Below are 22,334 nucleotides of genomic sequence, written 5' to 3' on the forward strand. Positions count from 1 at the left end.
TAATGCTGAGTTATCTTCTGATACAGGCTACTCGTTTCCTTGTGATCCTATCGTTGTATCTGTTTGCTGTGCGGCTTGCACCGGGCTGGCAGGTGTGCCATATTCCGGATTCAACGTATTCTCTGTCTGGTTGTAAGTCGCTCCGATGGATGCGGCCTGCAAGGAACGGATATAGTGGATCACCTCCCAGCGTTCCTCATAGGAAAGTTTATCCGCAAAACTGCCCATCACGTTCCTTCCATACATAATAGCATGGTAATAACGTCCGTTGCTGGAAGCAATAAAAGCATCCTGAGTGAAATTGGCCGGTGCCGCAGGAAATTTGACCTTTTTATTTTTGGTATCATCAACAAGATATCCGAGACCATTGCCTTTTTCTCCATGGCAAATGGCACAATTGATGATGAACAAATCCTTGCCCCTAACCAATCCGGCATCCGTGATAGGATATGGATTTTCGATAATTTCAGCAGTGGCACGGGCACGTTCTTCTTCAGTATCCTGGTAATGATAAGGTACGGAGCCGTTAATCGGCACCCCTATTTCATTGAGTGAAGTCATTCCTCTCAGGTGTTCATCCATCATTTCCCTGGAAGAATCACTTGAGGAAGAAGCCATTCCGGTAAATCCACGGGGAATCGTTCCGGCAACAGGATCATGTATATTGACTAGGTCCTTCAATTTTATCGTGCTTTCCTCATCCCAGGTATTGTATTTATAATAGGTATAAATATTAGCTTCCTGGGCAATGGAATGCGCCATATCAGGCATATATTCACTCCCCCCGAAATCTCCGTCTGCCGTAGAGCAGGCGTTGAGGGCAATGATCATGACAACCAGTATTAAAAAGTTTCTTATATTCTTCATTTGTAACATTTGACTACCTTTCAAAAAATTAAATGTTGGCCGTTTCTACTGTACCTGCACCTGTTGAGGCGAAAAAGTCTTGCAGCTTTTGTACATCAGCATCTCCCGTTTCAAAAGCGATACAAAACTTATCATCCGTGATACGGTCGTGCAAACGAATGGTTTTTGAACCCGGCCACAGTCCGCAAACGGTGTAAAAGGTAATAACCATTCCAACCGAAGAAAACAGTACCGTAAGCTCAAACATAATCGGCACGAAAGCGGGCAATGAAAAATAAGGCTTACCCCCAAAAATAATGGGCCAGTCACGGGTAAACACCCATGTCATAAAAAGAAAAGCCGTAAGGGTACCAATCGCGCCATAGATAAACCCGGCAATATGCAGGCGGCTCTCGGCAAGTCCTAAAATAGGATCGAGCCCGTGGACAGGAAATGGCGTATAAACGTCCATGATGTCCAGATGTTCCTCCTTTGCTTTTTTGACTGCAGACAATAATACTTCTTCATCGTCGTATAAGCCAAACAGCACTTCTTTATTTTGATTTTCCATCATTTAATATTTATGATTGTTAGGTTGATCATTGTTGTTGAATTCCATCAACCCTATTTCATTAATGGTGTTTTTTAGCTTTTCCTCCAGTGTACTGATCCCCGTATCCTTTGAGAATTTGCTTGACCTCCGCGATGGCTACCACCGGTGCCAATCGGGTAAAGATGAGGAAAAGCGTAAAGAATAAACCAAGGGTACCGGCAAACAAACCGATCTCAACCCAGGAAGGAGAATAGTAACTCCAGCTGGAAGGCAGATAATCCCTGGCCAGGGTAGTCGCGATGATCACGAAACGTTCAAACCACATACCGATATTGATAAAGATGGACATGAAGAAAGTCCACCAGATACTTTGACGGATTTTCTTGCTCCAGAAAATCTGTGGAGAAAGTACGTTACAGGACATCATTCCTACATAAGACCACCAATACGGTCCCATTACCCTATTATAGAAAGCAAATTGTTCATAAATATATCCTGAATACCATGCGATGAACAACTCCGTAAGATAAGCCACACCAACGATAGAGCCGGTAAGCAGGATCACTTTGTTCATGACATCGATGTGTTCGATGGTAATATATTGTTCCAGTTTGAGTACTTTTCTTGAGATGACCATTAAGGTCTGTACCATCGCAAATCCTGAGAAGATCGCCCCGGCCACAAAGTATGGAGGGAAGATGGTGGTATGCCAACCAGGAATTACGGAAGTGGCAAAGTCAAAAGATACTATCGTGTGAACAGAAAGTACCAGAGGAGTAGCCAAACCCGCCAGGATAAGGGAAAGGCTTTCCCATCTTTGCCAGTGTTTCGCAGAACCGTTCCAGCTGAAAGAGAACAGGTCGTACAATTTACGACGCAATCCTTTTGCTCTGTCGCGAACCGTTGCCAAATCCGGTACCAGTCCTGTGTACCAAAACAATAGTGAAACGGTAAAATAGGTAGAGATCGCAAATACGTCCCAAAGCAGTGGTGAGTTGAAGTTCACCCACAAAGGACCACGTGTATTGGGATAAGGGAAAATAAAGAATCCCAGCCAAAGGCGTCCCATGTGAATCAGCGGAAACTGGCCCGCACACATTACCGCAAAGATGGTCATGGCCTCAGCAGCACGGTTTACACCGGTACGCCACCTTTGACGGAACAATAACAAAATGGCAGAGATCAACGTACCCGCGTGACCAATCCCGACCCACCAAACGAAGTTGGTAATATCCCAACCCCAGTTGATCGTACGGTTAAGGTTCCAGGAACCGATACCTACCCAGATTGTCCATCCCACACAAAAAACATAAAAAGCAAGTAGCGATGAAGCAATGCTGAATGCAATGACCCACATCAAACTAGGTGTCTTTTCGGTCGGAGCACAAATATCCTCTGTGATTTGATGGTAATTCTTACCTCCTAAAATTAACGGTTCTCTTATTGGAGAAACTACTGCACTCATGTTCTATATTTTATCAAAATTCCGGCTTACACCGTAAATGAGTTATTCAAAAAAATATTAGGCGTCTAATTCTTCGTTCCTGTTATTGATCCGGGCTTTATAGGCGATGGAAGGACGAACGTTGATCTCTTCCAGCACATAGTAGTTAAGCGGATTATCCATTTTTTTAGAAAGTTCGCTTTCCTTGTTATTTCCGTCACCGAATTGGATCGCTCCTGTAGGGCAAGCGGTCTGGCAGGCTGATTTAACCTCAGAATCACGCAATGCCCGGCCTTCTTTCTTCGCGGAGAGTTTTCCTTCCTGGATACGCTGCACGCAGAAACTACACTTCTCGATCACCCCTCTTGAACGTACCGTCACATCAGGATTGAGGACCATCCGTGTGAGGTTGTCTGCTCCAAAAGGAAGTTCTTCTTTCATGGCAGAAGGTTCATTGATTGGGAACAAATCCGCCGTGGTATAATCCAACCAGTTGAAACGACGCACTTTATACGGACAGTTGTTTGCACAGTAACGTGTTCCGATACAACGATTGTAAGCCATCTGGTTCAAACCTTCAGAACTGTGGTTCGTTGCAGCCACCGGACAAACATTCTCACAAGGAGCGTTATCGCAATGCTGACACATCATTGGCTGGTAAACAACATTTGGGTTTTCATAATCACCATAATAGTAACGGTCGATACGAATCCAACTCATTTCATGGTGGCGGTGTACCTCGTGTTTTCCGACAACAGGCACATTATTTTCAGCCACACAGGCTACCTGGCACGCACCGCAACCGATACAACCGTTGAGGTCGATGTGCATTTCCCAGTGGTGTCCCTGGCTATAGAAATTTTCTTTATATTCTTCGTAAGGATAAAGCGACTTAGAGTTCAGGTGTTCGGCTTCTTCCCGCTTGTGGTGGATGTGTTTCACCAACTCAGGCAACTCGTTGAGGTGTGACTGATAAATGATGGAACGTTCTGTCAAACCGCCCTGGAAACCAGAACCAAGGGTCATCACGGTCTTCTCATCGACATTGAAATCCTTTCCGGTTTCTTTGTCTTTCATGACTTCGCCGTTTTCATCACGTGTGGTAACCCCCATGGTGTGGTGATACTGCACGCAGGCGAACTCCTTATCTGTCTCCACCTTATCGGAAACGCTTACATTGGTAGCAAAATACTGAGTATTGCCGTCTGCATCAACAGACAACCAAGGATATACGTCCACACCCACCTGTTGTCCTAAAGCTCTACCGACTTTTCCTGTATTTTTTCTTCCGTAACCAATCGCAAGGCCAACGGTTCCTTCCATCTGGCCAAACTGGCGGATGACTGAAGTCAATTGTTTCACTTCTCCCACCTGTACCTCAACTTTATCCGCTTCAGAATAAATCTCCATTGGGTTGAGTCCTTTGAAGGCAGTAAATTCGTTGCCTCCATCCCACTTAACAGGGATGGTCAGGTTATTACCCCAAACACAACGGGTAACCGGATCAGGCATTTCCTGCAACCATGGGTTGTTGGCATAAACGCCGCCACCCATGTTTACGGTTTCAAAGAAAGAGATTTCCAACTCGCTCCCTGAAGGTTTACGAACCTTGGCTGCCGCGGCATTCACATCTCCGGAGAAGGCTACCTGAATGGTTGTCTGTTCTACCTCAAAGATACCGTCGTGCAAGGTACTGTCCCAATAATCCTGGAAAGTGGAAAAGCGCGATTGAGCCGGGAACATATTTGCTTCCCAGTAGGCTTTAACGTATTCCATATAAGGCTGATCAGCCGTAGTATTCAATTTATCGCTTGAAGCCCAACGCAACAGACTCTCTTCAGCCTGACGTGTTCCTTCACGGCCTACTGCGGCAAAGATCGGGTTGATCGTTGGCTGCATAAGGCTGTAATGGCCACGTTTAGGCGCAGCATCTCCCCAGCTTTCGAGGAAATGGTGAGTTGGAGCCACGTAGTCACAAAGGCTGCAGGTTTCATTAGGTGTGCCGGAGAAGGACACTTTCAAACCCACTTTAGCCAACCCGGTCACAAATGCCTGGCTGTCAGGCAAATCGTAGGCAGGATTTGCTCCGTCCATCACAAAAATGGCATTGACGCTGCCGGAGTTCATTGCTTTCACAAGGCTTCTGACACTGCTGTCCATTCCCTGGCGCTGCAAAGAAGCATTTTCGAAAGTGATGGTATTGCCGTAACTGCCCAACATATCATTGATGGCATTGATCAATACCTGTTCTCCTGTATTATTGGAACCGGAAACAACTAAGGCACGGGTTCTGTTACCTACCAATTCCTTAGCCACCTTAACGATCTTTGCTGCTTTATCTGCTGAAAGTGCAGGCCCACTCACCGTGGATCCGCCGGTTGCTTTGGCTACCTCATTATATAAAGCAAGTATTGCAGCACCCTGCTCGGATGGTTTCACCAAAATACGGTTATCGGCATTCGACCCGGTAAGACTCATATGACTCTCAACCTGGATATGGCGTGACATACTTGCCTTGGTCACATCGTCGATCTTACGGTTTTTGATATAATCCCCGGCATACTCAATCGGAGAGATCCAGGTACCGAGGAAATCGGCGTCGAAACTCACGATCATGCGTGCTTTGTCGAAATGATAATCCGGCACTACCTGCTGGCCGAAACACTGCTGGTTGGCCTGGAGCATGGCAGAACTTGAAACAGGATCGTACATTACGATCTCTGTATTGGGATATTTTGCCGCAAAATCAGCCATAGCCTGTTTGGAGGAAGGGCTGAGATTGGTATGAGATATTATTTTAATAGTAGCATTGGCGGTAAGTTTACCGCTGATGGCTTTGTCCAGGTCCACCCAAGTCATTGCCGTTCCGTCGGCGGCTACCGGGCCATCAAAGCGGCTGGTATCGTACAAGCTTAAAACACTTGCCTGTGCTCTGGCGCTGGTTCCGCCTTTGGTCACCTTGGAAAAGCTGTTGCCTTCGATCTTGATCGGGCGGCCTTCGCGCGTTTTTACCAAAACAGCGCAATAATCCCCTCCCTGAACAAATGAGGAAGCATAATAACTGGCAATCCCCGGAACGATGCTGTCAGGCTTCATTACATAGGGAATGGCTTTTTTGACCGGGATATCACAACCGGCAGCCATTACAGCGGTACCCATTCCGAATCCGAGCACTTTCAGGAAGTCCCGGCGATTGGCGGGTGTCTCCATTATCCTGGTGTCGGCAATTTTATCGAAATAAATTACCTCGTTAAATTCATCATTAGAAGCTTTTTGAAATGCAGGGTCATTGGTCAATTGTTCCACACCCACCCAAACTTCTTTTTTCTTATTCTTCATTTTTATGAATTATGCGATCTTTTCTAAAATTAGGTTACATTCAGGCTTACACCTAAACAATTAATAATGGCACTTTTGGCATTCCAATCCTCCAATATCCTCGACGGTAACTTTATCTCTCGTGCCCTTAGATAATTCATCGTGAAATTTGGTAAATGACTTGTAGTAGTCGTTATCCTGGAATTGCACTTCCGTTTGGCGGTGGCAGTTAATACACCATCCCATGCTCAGTGGAGCCTGTTGCCTGACCAGTTCCATTTCCTGAACAGGACCGTGGCAGGTCTGGCACGCCAGTTTACCAACGGTAACGTGTTGAGAATGGTTGTAATACACGTGATCCGGAAGGTTATGGATTTTAACCCACTCGATCGGACCCGGGATTTTTGTATCGCCGTTTTCAGGCGTAGTCAAAGCATCCACGATATCTCTCCACTGCTTTTTGGCCACAGCCTCTGCTTTGGCATCACTGGAACCGAATCCGAGTTCCTGATCTATGATCCATTTTTTATAAATCTTTTCGATCTCTGCTTCAGGCATTTCATCGTAGTTCGGAATGTATGCATTAGCTGAAGGGTCAAAACCGACAGAGGCGAAAATCTTGGTCAACTCTGCCGTTCCGTACTGCGAACCTACCATAATAGCTTTGTGGCAAAGCATACAGGTATTTGCTGAAGGAATTACAGAATGCTTGCTTCTCCTGGCACCGTCATGACAGAATTTACAATCGATTTGTTGATCTCCTGCGTGGGTAAGATGCGAAAATTTGATGGGCTGCTCCGGGGCGTAACCGATCTGACGACCAAGCATTACTGCCTGATTGATGAAAGTGTTGCTCACAAAGATGACCAGCGCAAATATAGCAAAACCGATGACCGATTTGCTCGTGAAGATACTCCACAACGAAGCAGGCTTTGCTGCATTGGTATCCCCTTCTTTGATTTTAACCAGGTAGTTCAGGTTGGCCACTACGCGCATCAACACAATGGAAACTACCACCAGCACTCCGGCCAGCAAAAGGTACAACCACGTATTGCTTCTGCTTTCCCCTGTACCTGCGGAATCCGTAGCTACGGCAACCGTCTCCGGCACAGCGTTATAAACTTCATCTATATAGGCTAATACATTTTGTATGTCCTGATCGCTGAATCCAGGAAAAGGGAGCATGGCCACCTTGTTGTATTCCCCGTAAATCTGAACCGCTCTCGGGTGGCCTGATTCAACCATAGCCTGGGAGTTACGCACCCAGGAATAGAGGTCTTCAATGGGATAATCCGCCCAACGATCCTGAACCCCTCCCAGGGCAGGACCCGTCATTTTGGATTTCATATCCTTGTTATGACATGCGGCACAATTGTTACGGAAAAGCTCTTTTCCTGCTGCCGTATCTGCGCCCTGGGCATAAGTGGCAATAGAAAAGCCAAGGATCGTCAGTAACAGGAAAGTCCTTTTAAGGAAGGTATTAAATATCATCTTATTAATGATGTTTAAAGTATTTGTTTAATTGAACTGTTGGTTCCTAAATTTTCGACCAAAAATGAAATTCAAATTTGGGCGTTCAAAATATGTGATTGGTAGATTAATGCGGTAAATCTGTCCGTTTTTCAACATATTCTGCGCAAAGATAAAATTCGTTAACTTTTTTTAACACAAATTGTCAAAAACCTGTCGTTATTTATATTAATTCTAAATAAGACAATCAAATAATTGATCATATCTTCATCTATATTGATTTTTAAGGGCGCAGACCTGGTGTCGGAGGAAGTGGTTGTCTGGTGTCAAACACCCATTTTAAAAGGTTTAGTGGGAATAAATTGCTTTTCTCAGAGGCATTTTAATTCAAAAACATCTTGTTACAAACCTTTTTCGAATTGCCCTTGTTTTTCGGAAGCCGGACATTCGTTAACCGATATTTTTCGGGGTTATGGGCTAGCAGGTAAAATCTAAGTAGTTCCAATGTGTATTTTTTATTAAAGGTAAAGGCGATTCCCTTGATTAAAGGAAGGTTAGGTTGCGGTGCGCTGCACCTTGAATCCTCTTCGCCTTTGTTTGACAACAAAGATATGGGGTGCGCTGCACCTGGTTATTTGGGGAGTGGAATTTTTCCTTTTTTTCTTTTGGCCTGGTGCTAAAACTTTAGGTTGCGGTGCGCTGCACCTTGAATCCTCTTCGCCTTTGTTTGCAAACAAAGATATGGGGTGCGCTGCACCCGGTTATTTGGGGAGTTAAATTTTTCCTTTTTTTTCGTTTTTATGGTTCATAAGCTTCCTTACTTCATGGGTCACACTGCCACCGGTGCCTTGATATGCGGATCCGGATCGTAGTCTGAAAGGGTAAAGTCCTCAAATTTAAAATTGAAGATATCGGTCACTTCAGGGTTTATTTCCATTTTAGGCAAGGCACGTGGAATTCGGGAAAGTTGTAATTCGGCCTGTTCCATGTGATTGGAATACAGATGCAGATCACCGAAAGAATGGATAAACTCTCCGGGTTGCAAGCCGCAGACCTGCGCCATCATCAGGGTAAATAAGGCATAAGAAGCAATATTAAAAGGTACGCCCAGGAATACATCGGCAGAACGCTGATAGAGCAGGCAGGAAAGTTTACCTTCTGCCACATAAAACTGGAACAGGGCATGACAGGGCGTCAGGGCCATTTTATCGAGTTCTCCCACGTTCCATGCATTGACGATGATCCTCCTGGAGTCCGGGTTGTTTTTGATGAGATCAACGGCCCGTTGAATTTGGTTGATCTTACTGCCGTCGGGGGCTTCCCAGGCGACCCACTGTTTCCCGTAAACGGGCCCAAGGTCTCCGTTTTCGTCGGCCCATTCATTCCAGATGCGCACCCCGTTCTCCTGAAGATATTTTACATTGGTGTCCCCTTTCAGGAACCATAACAATTCATAAATTATAGATTTTAGGTGCAGTTTTTTGGTTGTCAGCATGGGGAAACCTTCCTGCAGGTCAAAGCGCATCTGGTATCCGAAAACGCTTTTGGTACCAGTTCCCGTACGATCAGACTTTTCGACTCCGTTGTCGATGATGTGTTGTAATGCGTTAAGGTATTGCCTCATGAATTTCTCTTATTGGTTTTGTTATAGCTAAACTGCTGTCTGGCAGGTCGGGTGGTTAATTATATTTTGCTCTAAGGCCAATTGTTGTCTAATTTGCAAAACATCTAATATCTTTGCTTTGATTTCAAAAAGACATTTAAATATCTTAGCTTTCGATTTCAAATTATTGCAAATATAAAAAAGATAGCCTTTCCTCGGCCTAAATTTTAAACAACAAAAGATGAAAAAATTATACACTAAACTCCTTTTACTGCTTTTCACCCTTACTATATTTCAGCTCCGGGGTCAGGTAGTGATCAATGAATTTTCAGCCGCTAACCTGGAATCCAATACCGACAACTTTGGCGAGCATGAAGACTGGATCGAATTATACAACACCTCCAACGCTTATGTTGACCTTTCAGGTTACCACCTTAGTGATCGTACCAACAATCCTGACAAATGGACTTTCCCCGATGGCTCGGGCATAACGGCCAACGGTTATTTGCTGATCTGGGCGAGTGGAAGGGATTTGGTCACCGGAAATAATATCCATACCAATTTCAAGATTACACAAACCAAAAATAGTGAAGATGTGGTTTTTGCAGATCCTTCCGGGAACATCATTGATTCCAATCCCATCAATATCCCCAACCAGCTCGGGCACTCAAGAGCCCGGACGACCAATGGCGGACCTACATGGGGCGTGGCTCTCATTCCCACTCCGGGATACGGCAACGGGCAGGTAAAAGGTGAATATGCACAAAAACCCTCCATTTCGCCATCAGCCGGTTTTTACACTGACCAGGTAACGGTCACCATTGAGAATACGGAACCCAACTCCACCATCTATTACACCACCGACGGCGGTGATCCGGATACCGGCTCAGGCATTTACACCGGCCCGTTCACAGTGACTTCGACCACGGTGGTCAAAGCAGCGGTGTACAGCAATGATTCGAACATTCCTCACAGTTTTACGGACTACCATACTTTTTTCATCAATGAGGTGCATACCATCCCGGTGGTTTCTGTATCCGGACGGGTGTTGCCCAATTTGTTCAACGGACAACAATTCAATCCTAAAGGCACTTTTGAACTTTTTGATGAAACAGGAGACCGGGTGGCGGATGGCAGCGGTGAATTCAATAAACACGGCAATGATTCCTGGGCGTATGACCAACGTGGCGTGGATTTTGTCACCCGTGATCAGATGGGCGATGATTATGCCCTGAAATACAAGATCTTTCCTGATTTTACCGACCGGAAAGAGTTTCAGCGGATCATCCTCAAAGCGGCGGCCAACGACAATTATCCGGAAATTAGCGGAAGCGCCCATATCCGGGATGCCTATGTTCACGAGCTTTCGCAACTGGCGAACCTGGAACTGGACGAACGTACCTACGAACCTTGCATCGTATATCTCAATGGATCCTATTGGGGCGTGTATGAGCTGAGGGAAAAAGTCGATGACCCTGACTTTACGAGTTATTATTACAACCAGGATGAGCAGGACATCGATTTTATCAAAACATGGGGAGGCACCTGGCAGGAATACGGCAGCTGGGTCGACTGGTATGCCCTGACCGACTTTATCCACAACAACGACATGGCGGATCCGGCCAATTACGCTTATGTTACGGAACAATTTGATGTACTCAGCCTCATCGATTACATGATCCTCCATTCACTCAATGTATCCAGCGACTGGCTGAACTGGAACACGGCATGGTGGCGCGGCCGCAATCCGGAAGGCGGGGCCCGCAAGTGGAAATACATCCTTTGGGATGAGGACGCCACTTTTGGTCATTACATCAACTACACCAGCATTCCTGACCAAAGCCCAACGGCAGATCCCTGCAATCCGGAACTCATTAGCCCGTGGATTGATTTTGAAGGCCATGTAGAACTTTTAACGGACCTTTCGGTCAACGAAGATTTTTTCAGTCTGTACATCAACCGTTATGCGGATATGAACAACAGCTACTTCTCCTGCGATTTTATGATCCCATTGCTGGATACACTCATCGCCAGGATTGCCCCGGAAATGCCCCGGCATTGTCAAAAATGGGGAGGCACGGTAGCCGGCTGGGAAGCCAATGTGGAACAACTCAGAAATTTTATCGAAACCCGCTGTACTATCATCGATGAAGGTATTGTCGATTGTTATGAAGACGAAGGCATAACCGGCCCTTACGAGGTGCTCATTAATGTAGATCCTCCGGAATCCGGCAAAGTCAAAGCCAATACGGTGATCGGACAGAATTACCCCTGGCAGACCACCTATTTTGGGGGCATTGGTATTGAACTTACGGCCATCCCTGAAAACGGAGGCTCTTTCCTCTACTGGACCGTTAACAACAATATTTACGATCCCAACCAGTTTTCCGATATTATCAATATGGAACTGACTCAACATGACGAGATCACGGCCCATTTTACGGGTTCCATCCCTTGTGGGGAGCCTTTTGACATTTCCAGTCAACCTACTATGACCAGTGCTACAATTGAGTGGCTGAGCGCCGGAGATGTCCTGGCCCACGAGCTCAGGTATCGTCCGGCAGGCAGCAGTGAAGACTGGGAAGTGATGGTAGAGCAAGGCGATGCTGTTACCCTTTTCGGGCTGGATGTCTGTACCCAATACGAGGTGGAACTGAGAACCATTTGCTCCTTTTCTGTGAGCAATTATACTGAATTCAATTTCACCACCGAATGTGTCAACAGCACAGAGGAAGTCATCAACGGTATCGCTGAATTGCAGGTCTATCCGAATCCGTCGAGCGAGGATCTTTTTGTGGATCTTGTGCTGGATGAAAACAGCGACATTTATGTTGAATTGCTGACTGTATCCGGCCAAAAGGTTTTCCAGCAGGGATACTCTAATCTGCCTTTCGGCAAAAATACGATCCGGTTGGAGGAGGAAGTGAAAATTCTTCCGGCAGGCATTTATTTTTTGAAGATTAGCAATAACGGGGAGAGTGTTGTGCGGCGGATTGTGAGGAGTTAGGCTGGTTGCTTGATGCTTGATGCTGCTTGCTTGATGCTGGTTGCTGGTTACTTGATGCTGGTTACTTGATGCTGCTTGCTGGTTGCTTGATAAACACTTGTGCAAATTAAACCATCTGAATTTGAATAATCCTTTGTCTGCTTGTTTATCAACGTCGGTTTGACGGCGGACGGTGGCAATATCTTTGCGCAAGCCGGGTGAGTTTGGAAAAAGATATTGTCTCCGGGCAAGACGGAATATTTTAAAAAGGAGCGGGCGCGGAGCATTTCAGGATGCTTTGCGCCTTCTTTTTTTGGGTAGATTCCTTTCTTATGCAGCCGTTTGTAAACGGCTACAAACGGCTACAAACGGCATTAAACGGCTAATCACCGGATAATAATAAATAAATGCTGAGTATTGCAGATACTTAATTTTTAAATCAACCTGCAAACCGGATGAAAAAAGAATCACCTACAGTACAAGCCAGCATTTTTCAATATGAAGGACGTTCCCGAATCGCTTTGGTTTTCGAGTATGATCCTGACATTATTGAAAAAATAAGAAAAATATCAGGCAGGCAATGGAGTAAGGCATTAAACTTATGGCATCTGCCGAATACTCCAAATAGTCGCGAGGAAATCGATAAAATATTTCCTGGTATTTCCATTGAGAACGCCTTAAATAAAAAGGTAGGCCTGTCCGTCCCTGCCGAGGATCAAACGACGGAATCAAGGTTATTCTTCGCTGTAGATTTGGTGAACATTGACCTGAGAGCAAAGGTCAAAAACATAGCCAACCGTCGATGGCATAAGGAGGAAAAACTGTGGTCTGTTCCCGACCTCAAAACTTCGAGAGATTTTTTAGCAAAACACCAACTTGCTTTTACGACGAAGGAATTTCCGATCCATATTAAAAAAGAAAAAAAAGCCACTCCTGTCCAGCCACGGGAAGTGCTGCCTGAAGAAGTACAGCTAAAGGTAAACGAATTCAAAAAATGGATGGAGCAGCAGCGATACAGTTATTCAACTATAAAATGTTACCTGTCTTTCGTAAGCAAATTTTTCGCCTGCACCAAAGATAAACACTGGAAAACCATCACCCAGGTAGATATTACCGACTATAATCACCAGCAATTTATTTTGAAGGATAAATCCTATTCCACTCATAACCAGTTTATCAATGCAATAAAACTCTTTTACACGGTTCACAACGAGGCACAGATCATTCCTGAAGAAATGCAGCGTCCCCGGAAAAGCAGGAAACTCCCGAATATTTTAACCAAAGATGAAATCAAACGCATCCTTTCTTCCACTGGAAATATAAAGCACAAATGTTTACTGATGGTAATTTACGGTTCCGGTTTGCGCATAGGTGAGGCCCTTCGTCTCAGGATTGGGGATGTCAGAAGTAAGGAAAAACTTTTGTACATCAGGGCGAGCAAAGGAGCAAAAGACCGGAGGGTTCCCCTCTCAGAAGTCACGATAAAGGTACTGCGAGAATATTACCTGGTGCACCGGCCCAAGGATTTATTATTTGAAGGCCAAAATGGAGGTGCATATTCAACCCGGAGTGCTCAACAAGTCATGAAAAGAGCCTGTAAAAAGGCAGGAATAACATCAAAGGTAAGTCTCCATACATTGCGACATTCCTATGCTACCCACTTATTGGAGAGTGGAGTCGGGCTGCGATACATCCAGGAGATTTTAGGCCATAACAGTCCCAAGACGACTATGTTATACACTCATGTTAGTGGAAAACGCCTAAGTGAGGTAAGGAGTCCGATAGAAGATTTTGATTTATAATCCGCACAAAGTATTGCGATTACAAGCATATTCGGTTATATTTGGAAAACATTCGCAAAATATATTTGGAAACATTTACACGTAGATAAACAAGTTGTGGTGCATTTAAAACTACATGGAGAACATTTTACAGATTAATTTTAATAAATCTTATTAAATGACAGATATAATGAACACCGTTTACATTCAAATATTTTTAATCCTAATTTCTATAAATGGTTTTACTCAAAACAGAACGACGGACACAGACATAAGGAAACCTATTAAAACCGAAAGTGAAATTATTATTGACGGAAAATTAAACGAACCTATTTGGCAAAAAACAATTTTTATAAATGAATTATATGATGAAAATGGTAAATATAACGATACAGAGGCTCATGTTACTTATGATGCCGATAATCTGTATGTGGCTTTCATGTGTCAAATAAAAGACACGTCTGAGTTGAACAAAGAGCATTTGGATAAAGACAACGAGTTCATGTTAAGTAATGATTGGGTTGCATTTTGTGTCGATACCTATCATGATGGAATCAATGCTTATGCCTTTTTGGTAGATGCTGCTGGCAATGAACTGGATGGTGCCTTAAACCCGCCCACAAGGGATTTATCTTTTTCTTTTTCTACAAAATGGACTTCTGCTGTTAAAATAAACCAAAATGGTTACACGGCAGAAATGAAAATTCCACTTGAGAACCTGCCCGTAAGATGGAACAAGGATAGTGTAACAATAGCCATACAAATTATCAGGTACGATAAACAGAATAACCGAATGGTTCAGTGGCCGCAAACCAAAAATATAGGAAAATTTCAAACCATTGTTCTGCATGAAATAGATCAAACACATCCCCAAAACCTGTCAGGAGTAAATATTTCAGACAGGTTGATCTATAAAAAATCGAGAATAGATGTTAGCACCTTGTTGGGCCGGTGCCAGGGAGGAGATGCTTCTGTAATGGACTATTTAATATTCAAAAAGAGGGATATTGGTGGTGCTGAACATCCCAGGATGCTTCATCACAAATTGCAAACAGAACGGGTTAAGGAAATGTTTGAAAACACTGCGTATTTCAAACATTTAAATACAAATATAGATTTCGAAACCATGCTGGAAAGAGCTCAAACTACCGCATTTATTGTATTAAGAAACGACACAATACTATACGAAAACTATTTTAATGGCTTTAATAACGATTCAATTTTCACCTCATTTTCGGTTGCCAAATCATTTGTCAGTACGCTGGTAGGATTGGCTATTTCGGATGGGTTTATTAAAAGCGAAGATGATAAAATAACCGAATACCTGCCTGAGTTGATAAAAAAAGACACACTTTTTTCAAAAATCGCCATCAAAGATTTATTAAGTATGAGTTCAGGTCTGGCATATTCACATGATGGATTTCCTTCTGATGATGAGTTTACCTATGTATCTCCCGATTTAAGGAAAACCACACTTGATAATGTTCGAATTGAAGAACCACCGGCTACGCATTGGCGTTATAATAACTATAATCCCCTTTTGATCGGTATGATACTGGAACGAACAACAGGTAAGTCGGTCGCTAAGTATGCCGAAGAAAAACTATGGAAAAATATGGGCGGAAGCAATGCCAGTTGGAGCCTTGACGAGCATGGTTTTGAGAAAATGGAAAGCGGTATAAACTGCCATGCTTACGATTATGCACGATTTGCTTTGCTATTGCTTAATAATGGCAAATACAATGGAGTACAACTAGTACCTGAAAGCTGGGTACAAAAAGCAACGCAACCACAAGTCAGACCCGAAGGATATTATGATTATCTTTTAGAAAACAATACGTATTACAACTATCTCTGGTGGGGGAAATTTCGTGACGGACAGGAAAATGCCAATGACTTTTTTGGAATGGGAAACAAGGGTGAATATGTTTATATCTGTCCAGAGAAGAAGCTTACTATAATCAGGTTAGGGTTTGAATATGGTTTCACTCCCGCATCATTATCGTGGCCGGCTATGTTTTATGAATTTGCAACAAATTTTAAATAAATGAATATTTTATTAGAGAATAAAAACGACACCACAACATTTTGTATAAGTAATGGCAGGCGATGTGGTAAATATCAAGGTTCGTAACCCGCTCAAACTGCGTAGCTGTTTGACAGGAAAGTGTCACGCAATCTGCCACTACTCATACAATTTACCGTTAGCGGTCATTGTAGAAAAACGCACCGCTGAAAATGACTGAATATAAAAGACAAGTAAATTCTAAACCTAAAAATGTAAAAAATGAACGACATATTTAATACATACAAACCTGACAACTTTCATACAGTTACTCCATATCTTTTTGTTGACAAACCACAACTCTTAATTGACTTTCTGAAAAATGCCTTTTTTGCGAAAGAAATTAACCGTTCTGTAAACCCAACCAATGGAGATATAGCAAACTGTATTCTGCAAATAGGCGACACTTGCTTTATGATTAGTCAAGCCAGAGAACAATTTGAAGGAATGAGAACAGCACTTTATCTTTTCGTTGACGATGTAGAAGCTGTTCATCAAAGAGCCGTTGACAATGGAGCGAAAATTGAATTTGAACCAGCAGATATGCCATACGAAGACAGACAATCGGGTATAATTGACCCTTGTGGAAATTATTGGTGGATTTCAAAACGACAAGTAAAAAAGGGTTATCACGAATAAAAAAATACACGAGAACAACAACGAACCGCTAACATGGTATTTATGAAAGGCGGGCTGAACGTCATAATTTCAGCTACAGTAATTCTATTGAGCGGTAGTGCAAAACTGAACTTTTGTGCTCCGATTTTCCGCCCTTCATAAATACCCGGACCGTTGTAAGCAAGCCTAAAGAACGACCGTACTCCGAAAAAACAGACTTCTGAAAAACGAACTTTGACATCTTAACATAAACTTACGGACTGACTTTGGAAATACACAAGCCGACACGAATGTTTTAAAAATTTTCCCACCGCACATTTTAAAAATTAATTTTAGCCCACCGCACATTGGCACATTTGCAAAACCGCACAAGCCGACACACGACCCAAGTTTTGCAAAAGAGCCAATATCCCAACACTCAACAGACTGTTGAAAATTAAATTCAAAAAAATCTTATCAAGCAATGTGATGTTCAAAAATTGTTTTTACTTTTGCGAAGTAACTATCATAAACTGATACTTGTTTCAAAATGGCAAAACAATTTTATAAAGCTGTCTATTTCAGCGACTACCCTTCGGAAGATTCAAAAGATAAGTCTGTAACACTTGCGTTTAGTGAGCCAGAAGAACCATACTATTCCAAAGTAAAAGACTTGACAACTCAAGAAATAAAAGAACTGATTGGCATTGAAACATATAAACAGCTTACACTTTTTGCCGAGAAACAAGAGCGTTCAATTAACCAAGTTGTAAAAAGACTTATCAAGCAAAAACTTCCTGAAATAGACAAAGTTGAAGGCGTTACAGAGAAAGATGTAACATTTGTAAAAAGTAAAAACATCCCATTTCAAAGATGGTATCCTTACATTGAAGGCTATTCTCCTGACTTTGTAAAATCATTAATAAAAAACTATGGAATAACAGATACTCTAATCTATGAACCTTTCGCAGGTACAGGCACAACACTCCTTGCGGCTGATGATTTAGGACTATCAACAGTATATTCAGAAGTAAATCCTTTATTACAGTTTTTAATTCAAACAAAGCTCAATGTTTTAAAAGCAAAAGAGTCTCAAAGGAAAAAGCTGTCCAAAGACCTAAAGGATATTCAAAAAGTTGTACTGAAGAACCTTAATAAGTTTGAAGAAGATAAATCTTTAAGAGAATCCTATAAATCTCTATTCTCTGATAAAAAATATTTCCCTGATGAAACTCTTGAGCAGGTATTAAAACTAAGGTCATATATTGATATTATTAAACTAGAAGATGAACTACTAGCTGATACTCTAACCGTAGCTGTTATTTCTTGTCTACTCCCTGTATCATTTCTTAAGAAAGTTGGAGATGTAAGATTCAAAACAGCGAAAGAAATTGAGAAAGACCTGAAAACATTTAATGATATTTTGCCAGAAAAAATTGGAAATATTGCCGAAGATATTTTGAATTTTGACTATAAGCTAAAAGGAAAGCCCGAATTTATTCTTTCAAATGCAAAGAATATAGGTCGTGTAAATGATTTAAAAATCGGAGCAATCATTACAAGTCCGCCTTATCTAAATGGCACAAACTATTTCAGAAATACAAAAGTAGAGCTTTGGTTTTTAAGGTATTTACAGTTCGAAAATGATTTGCGATTTTTTAGAGACCAAGCATTAACAAGTGGAATTAATGATGTTAAAAAGGAATATGCCTATGTCAATGGACTTGATATAGCTTCAAAAAGTAGTTTGCTGAAAGCGACACTTATTGAGCTGAATAAAAATGCTTATGATTCTAGAATTCCGGTAATGGCACAGAGCTACTTTAAAGAAATGTACACAATCTTTAATGATGCAAAACCATTACTAGCTCAAAATGCTAAAGTTCTTATTGATATTGGGGATTCTATTTTTAGTGGCGTACATATTAATACAGATGACATATTAATTGAGTTAATGCAGGGATTAGGGTATGAATTCGTTGAAAACAAGATTTTAAGGAAAAGACGTTCTAGAAATCAAGAAATACTTACCCAGTCATTATTGGTTTTTGAATACAAAGAAAAACAACCAAATTCTGTAAACGGAAAAATAAAACTTCATTGGAAAAAGAACTGGGACAGTTTCAGAAATGAAATCCCCCATCAACAAGAACCATATTCAAGTAGAAATTGGGGGCATAATAATCACTCTCTTTGCTCGTACCAAGGTAAGTTAAAACCAGCAATTGCACATCATCTTGTTAAGACTTTTGTACCTGAAAATGGTTCTGTTCTTGACCCTTTTTCAGGTGTAGGAACAATTCCTTTTGAAGCAGCGTTAACGGGAAAATTATCCTATGGCATTGATATTAGTTTGCCAGCTTACTATATCTCTTATGGTAAAGTAAATACACCAATTTCTTCTGAATCATTTTCTTATATAGAAGCATTGGATAATTTTATTAAAGCCAATAAGTGTACTAAAAAAGAAATTGATGAAGTTAAAAATTTTGGATTTAACAAAAAGCTATCTGAATACTATGAAGAAAACACGTTAAAAGAAATATTGCTTGCTCGTAGATTTGTAAAGGAAAATTATCCGTCCACACCAAGCGAAATGTTAGTAGTTGCTTCATTACTTCATATTCTTCACGGCAATAGACCTTATGCTTTGAGCAGACGTTCACACCCAATTGTTCCGTATGCACCTACTGGGGATTTTATCTACAAAAGCCTAATCGAAAAGCTTTGCGAAAAAGTAAACAGAGTAATTAACGAAGAATTACCGCTTAATTTTAAAAACGGTAAAATATTTAATCAAGACACAACGATAGTTTGGCCACAAGAAATTAATAACCTAGATGCTATAATTACTTCACCACCGTTTTTTGACAGCACTAGATTTTATTTGGCTAACTGGATTAGAATATGGTTTACTGGATGGTCAGAAATTGACTTCAAACATCAACCTAAATCATTTATAGATGAAAGGCAAAAAATTGATTTTGCCATTTACGAATCCATATTTAGACAAGCAAAAGAACGTATGAAAAAGGATGGCACTTTTGTTCTACATTTAGGGAAAAGCAATAAATGTGATATGGCATTAGAACTTCAAAAAATAAGTAAGCGTTGGTTTAAAACTGCTGACTTATTTGATGAAAGTGTAGAGCATTGCGAATCACACGGTATAAGAGATAAAGGAACGGTAACTTCGCATCAATATCTCGTACTTGTATAGAAACTATTCGAATCCTAGCAGCTTTTTATTTTCGAGAGAAAGATTATCTACCAATTCATATACGAGCAAAATCTTTTTGATTTCTTTTATACGTTTTGGCAGGTCTGACTTTTCTCTGACTTGCAAATAACGTTCAACTCCCTTATTGACATCTATGTTGTGATTCATTATTGGGAGCTTATTTGAAATCAAGTCAATATTTGCTCCTGTAATTCTGGCAAGATCAATTAACTCATTATTTGTATAGAACTTACTTGGCCATTTATCTCTTTTATTTTCGTTAGCATTTTTTGAAAGTAATGCTGCATTTTCCTTTTTAAGTGGATAGAGATATTTTGATGGTAAAATGTGGTCAATTGACCAGGTATCGCGTTGATTAATATCTAATGGTTCTTTTGTCTTGAAACATCGACTTTCAAATCTTTTAAATAAATCCTGAAAGTCAATTGATTCGTTTTCTTCTTCTATAAATAAATCAGCTATTCTTCTTCGAACGGCAGATTCGTGTAACTGCTCTTTTGTTCTTTTGGGATTTAAAACTGCATTAATGGCTCCCTTACAACTCCTACATTCCATTTGCTTCTCCAAAGGACCCCAGCCTGAATGTTTGCTAAAAGCATTGAAAGGCAAAATTCGAGTACAAACATTACATTGCTTCCAATATGATTCAGGGTGTTCAGTTGCAATCCGAAAAAAACCTTCCCAAAATCGCAAAGCAGTAGTGGAATCAGCACTGTTATATTCTTCTTCCCAGTTATCAAAAGGCAAATCGGTTTCTTTTGAGTGAATAAATCCACAATGTTCGCATTTCCAAACAGCCGTTTCAATTGCTTCTTGTGGCGTCAGCAACTTTTGTCCGACTTGGACATAGTTCATTTCTTGGCAACTTACACATTTATATGCCACCCAAGCATCGTGATAAGGAATACCACCTACTCTTAGAATTCCTGTATTATTTACCGTTTTTCTTCTTGCCATTAACTTCTTTAAAAGATTTTTCACAATCGACAAAGGTAAATAATTAAAATTAAACCCTTTTCACAAGTGTAAGCACATTTGCAATTCGCACAAGCCAATGCACAAACCAAAAATTGCAAAAGAGCTTCCACCTGCCAACCCGAAGGAAAAATTATTTTTTAAATCTCTCCCTTCCAAAATTCTTAAAAACAGCGGACACACAAAGCTGAGATTAATAAGGACAAACCAGAACTTGAAAGGAAAAGCCAGCTTACAACATTGTATAAACGTAATGCGGGTTGAATCGCTAAAATTTATTATTTTGGCTACTATTAAAGTTTCGTGTTGGCAGACAGCATATCGCTCCAAAATCCCGCACTACGCTTATACTTGACCGTTCCAGTCAACCAAAAAACAAATAGATGATAAAAACTTTGATAAAACTAATACCCTTGGTTTTGATAATAAATACGATGGAATTGAAATCACAAAATTGGATAAAATACGATAAAGAAGAATTCCCATTTTTGACATCAAGGGATTTAGATGATTCTTTCCACCCCTCTTTGGATCAATATAAGCAAAAATTATTTAAAGATTACGAAAGAGCAAAAAAAGAATTTGGGTTTAATAGTTATTTTTTTGATGTTGAGTTTAGTGGAGAATTAGAGGACTATGCAGCGCTTATTGATTCCATATTATCGCTACTGCCTGATAAATGCGAATATGAAATAGTTGAAGCATATACGGATGAAAAAGCAAATAAGTGGGTCGTTGATGTAAATGTAAATGGCGATCAATATCAATTTTCAACGATTGCTGTCAGTGGAGCATTTTTAGAAATGGTTGATATTTATGAAAATTTTGATGAAATCATTGCCCGGAATATTCCTGATTATAAGATGATCTCTCCTATGGATTATGGGCAAATTGCTGAAGTTTTTATTGAAAAAAAAGAGGATTTAAAAAAAGCCAGTCAGATAGGTTTTCCTTATCCCCCCTTTTATTTAGAATTCAATCGGAAAATACCTAAAAATTGGTACTTGCTCTTGCCAGAAGCCATAATTGAAAATGAGGAAAAATTGATTGAAACATATATTGAAGTATCAAATGAATTTCATAGAGATTTTACTCCTGAGAAAAAGCTAAATAAAGAAAATTTTCATATTTGTGATATCACTGGGAATGGCCCAATTTACATCTGGCTTCATGGTAAAATAATCGAATCTCCGAGTAGATTTAACAATATGGTCAGATGTTATCCTAATTTACCTAGTTTCATTTTCGCTTATTCTGTGGTTAAAATGAATGATTGTGATTTATATCTTTATGACACAAAAGAAATGAAACGAAGACTTTTAAACCTTGAAGAATTAAAAGATCTTATTGAAACAAATTTATTAAATGAATAAAGGAGGGCAGACTGGAACATACGCTACCAGATCATGCCTTGCCGCAGGCGCAACACAAGGCACACCGGGTAGCTTCACCGTT

Annotated in this window: 13 protein-coding genes; 6 read left to right on the forward strand and 7 right to left on the reverse strand. The window is 41.2% G+C overall.

What is annotated here, in order from left to right; translation table 11 throughout:
- Window positions 1-27 precede the first annotated feature (27 nt).
- From H6571_17810 to H6571_17835, 6 genes are all read right to left on the reverse strand, one after another.
- Complete coding sequence (locus tag H6571_17810) at window positions 28-867, reverse strand: cytochrome c (GenBank protein ID MCB9325599.1); 840 nt, start codon at window positions 865-867, stop codon at window positions 28-30.
- A gap of 28 nt (window positions 868-895) precedes the next feature.
- Window positions 896-1,417, reverse strand: a complete 522-nt coding sequence (locus tag H6571_17815) for a DUF3341 domain-containing protein (GenBank protein MCB9325600.1) — start codon at window positions 1,415-1,417, stop codon at window positions 896-898.
- A gap of 61 nt (window positions 1,418-1,478) precedes the next feature.
- Window positions 1,479-2,864, reverse strand: a complete 1,386-nt coding sequence (nrfD, locus tag H6571_17820) for a polysulfide reductase NrfD (GenBank protein ID MCB9325601.1) — start codon at window positions 2,862-2,864, stop codon at window positions 1,479-1,481.
- A 57-nt stretch (window positions 2,865-2,921) separates the two neighbouring features.
- Window positions 2,922-6,182: a TAT-variant-translocated molybdopterin oxidoreductase gene (locus H6571_17825; GenBank protein MCB9325602.1), complete on the reverse strand. Its 3,261-nt coding sequence runs from the start codon at window positions 6,180-6,182 to the stop codon at window positions 2,922-2,924.
- 60 nt (window positions 6,183-6,242) lie between these two features.
- Entirely contained in the window at window positions 6,243-7,652 is a 1,410-nt protein-coding gene (locus H6571_17830) for a c-type cytochrome (protein MCB9325603.1), read from the reverse strand.
- Window positions 7,653-8,460: 808 nt separating this feature from the next.
- Window positions 8,461-9,255, reverse strand: coding sequence for a thymidylate synthase (locus tag H6571_17835; protein MCB9325604.1), 795 nt, complete (start codon window positions 9,253-9,255; stop codon window positions 8,461-8,463).
- A 220-nt stretch (window positions 9,256-9,475) separates the two neighbouring features.
- Between H6571_17835 and H6571_17840 the strand changes: the two genes are divergently transcribed.
- The 5 genes from H6571_17840 (at window position 9,476) to H6571_17860 (ending at window position 19,883) form a co-directional block, all read left to right on the forward strand.
- Window positions 9,476-12,241, forward strand: coding sequence for a CotH kinase family protein (locus H6571_17840; protein ID MCB9325605.1), 2,766 nt, complete (start codon window positions 9,476-9,478; stop codon window positions 12,239-12,241).
- A gap of 434 nt (window positions 12,242-12,675) precedes the next feature.
- Window positions 12,676-14,022: a tyrosine-type recombinase/integrase gene (locus tag H6571_17845; GenBank protein MCB9325606.1), complete on the forward strand. Its 1,347-nt coding sequence runs from the start codon at window positions 12,676-12,678 to the stop codon at window positions 14,020-14,022.
- A 157-nt stretch (window positions 14,023-14,179) separates the two neighbouring features.
- The gene (locus H6571_17850; protein MCB9325607.1) at window positions 14,180-16,048 is read left to right on the forward strand and encodes a serine hydrolase; all 1,869 of its coding nucleotides are present in this window, start codon (window positions 14,180-14,182) and stop codon (window positions 16,046-16,048) included.
- A 240-nt stretch (window positions 16,049-16,288) separates the two neighbouring features.
- Entirely contained in the window at window positions 16,289-16,705 is a 417-nt protein-coding gene (locus H6571_17855; GenBank protein MCB9325608.1) for a VOC family protein, read from the forward strand.
- 508 nt (window positions 16,706-17,213) lie between these two features.
- Window positions 17,214-19,883: a hypothetical protein gene (locus H6571_17860; GenBank protein ID MCB9325609.1), complete on the forward strand. Its 2,670-nt coding sequence runs from the start codon at window positions 17,214-17,216 to the stop codon at window positions 19,881-19,883.
- A gap of 3 nt (window positions 19,884-19,886) precedes the next feature.
- Here the strand turns inward: H6571_17860 and H6571_17865 are convergent, their stop codons facing one another.
- Window positions 19,887-20,861, reverse strand: coding sequence for a hypothetical protein (locus tag H6571_17865; protein MCB9325610.1), 975 nt, complete (start codon window positions 20,859-20,861; stop codon window positions 19,887-19,889).
- A gap of 401 nt (window positions 20,862-21,262) precedes the next feature.
- Between H6571_17865 and H6571_17870 the strand changes: the two genes are divergently transcribed.
- Window positions 21,263-22,252 carry a hypothetical protein gene (locus H6571_17870; GenBank protein ID MCB9325611.1) on the forward strand — a complete coding sequence of 330 codons (990 nt, stop codon included), beginning with the start codon at window positions 21,263-21,265 and terminating at the stop codon, window positions 22,250-22,252.
- Window positions 22,253-22,334: the final 82 nt, after the last annotated feature.

It is taken from the genome of Lewinellaceae bacterium, assembly GCA_020636105.1.
In the GTDB taxonomy this organism is placed as follows: domain Bacteria; phylum Bacteroidota; class Bacteroidia; order Chitinophagales; family Saprospiraceae; genus BCD1.

Excerpts from the sequence above, each read along its gene's own strand:
- H6571_17810 (MCB9325599.1), bottom strand. The coding sequence starts at position 867 with ATGAAGAATATAAGAAACTTTTTAATACTGGTTGTCATGATCATTGCC.
- H6571_17815 (MCB9325600.1), bottom strand. The coding sequence starts at position 1,417 with ATGGAAAATCAAAATAAAGAAGTGCTGTTTGGCTTATACGACGATGAA.
- nrfD (MCB9325601.1), bottom strand. The coding sequence starts at position 2,864 with ATGAGTGCAGTAGTTTCTCCAATAAGAGAACCGTTAATTTTAGGAGGT.
- H6571_17825 (MCB9325602.1), bottom strand. The coding sequence starts at position 6,182 with ATGAAGAATAAGAAAAAAGAAGTTTGGGTGGGTGTGGAACAATTGACC.
- H6571_17830 (MCB9325603.1), bottom strand. The coding sequence starts at position 7,652 with ATGATATTTAATACCTTCCTTAAAAGGACTTTCCTGTTACTGACGATC.
- H6571_17835 (MCB9325604.1), bottom strand. The coding sequence starts at position 9,255 with ATGAGGCAATACCTTAACGCATTACAACACATCATCGACAACGGAGTC.
- H6571_17840 (MCB9325605.1), top strand. The coding sequence starts at position 9,476 with ATGAAAAAATTATACACTAAACTCCTTTTACTGCTTTTCACCCTTACT.
- H6571_17845 (MCB9325606.1), top strand. The coding sequence starts at position 12,676 with ATGAAAAAAGAATCACCTACAGTACAAGCCAGCATTTTTCAATATGAA.
- H6571_17850 (MCB9325607.1), top strand. The coding sequence starts at position 14,180 with ATGACAGATATAATGAACACCGTTTACATTCAAATATTTTTAATCCTA.
- H6571_17855 (MCB9325608.1), top strand. The coding sequence starts at position 16,289 with ATGAACGACATATTTAATACATACAAACCTGACAACTTTCATACAGTT.
- H6571_17860 (MCB9325609.1), top strand. The coding sequence starts at position 17,214 with ATGGCAAAACAATTTTATAAAGCTGTCTATTTCAGCGACTACCCTTCG.
- H6571_17865 (MCB9325610.1), bottom strand. The coding sequence starts at position 20,861 with ATGGCAAGAAGAAAAACGGTAAATAATACAGGAATTCTAAGAGTAGGT.
- H6571_17870 (MCB9325611.1), top strand. The coding sequence starts at position 21,263 with ATGATAAAAACTTTGATAAAACTAATACCCTTGGTTTTGATAATAAAT.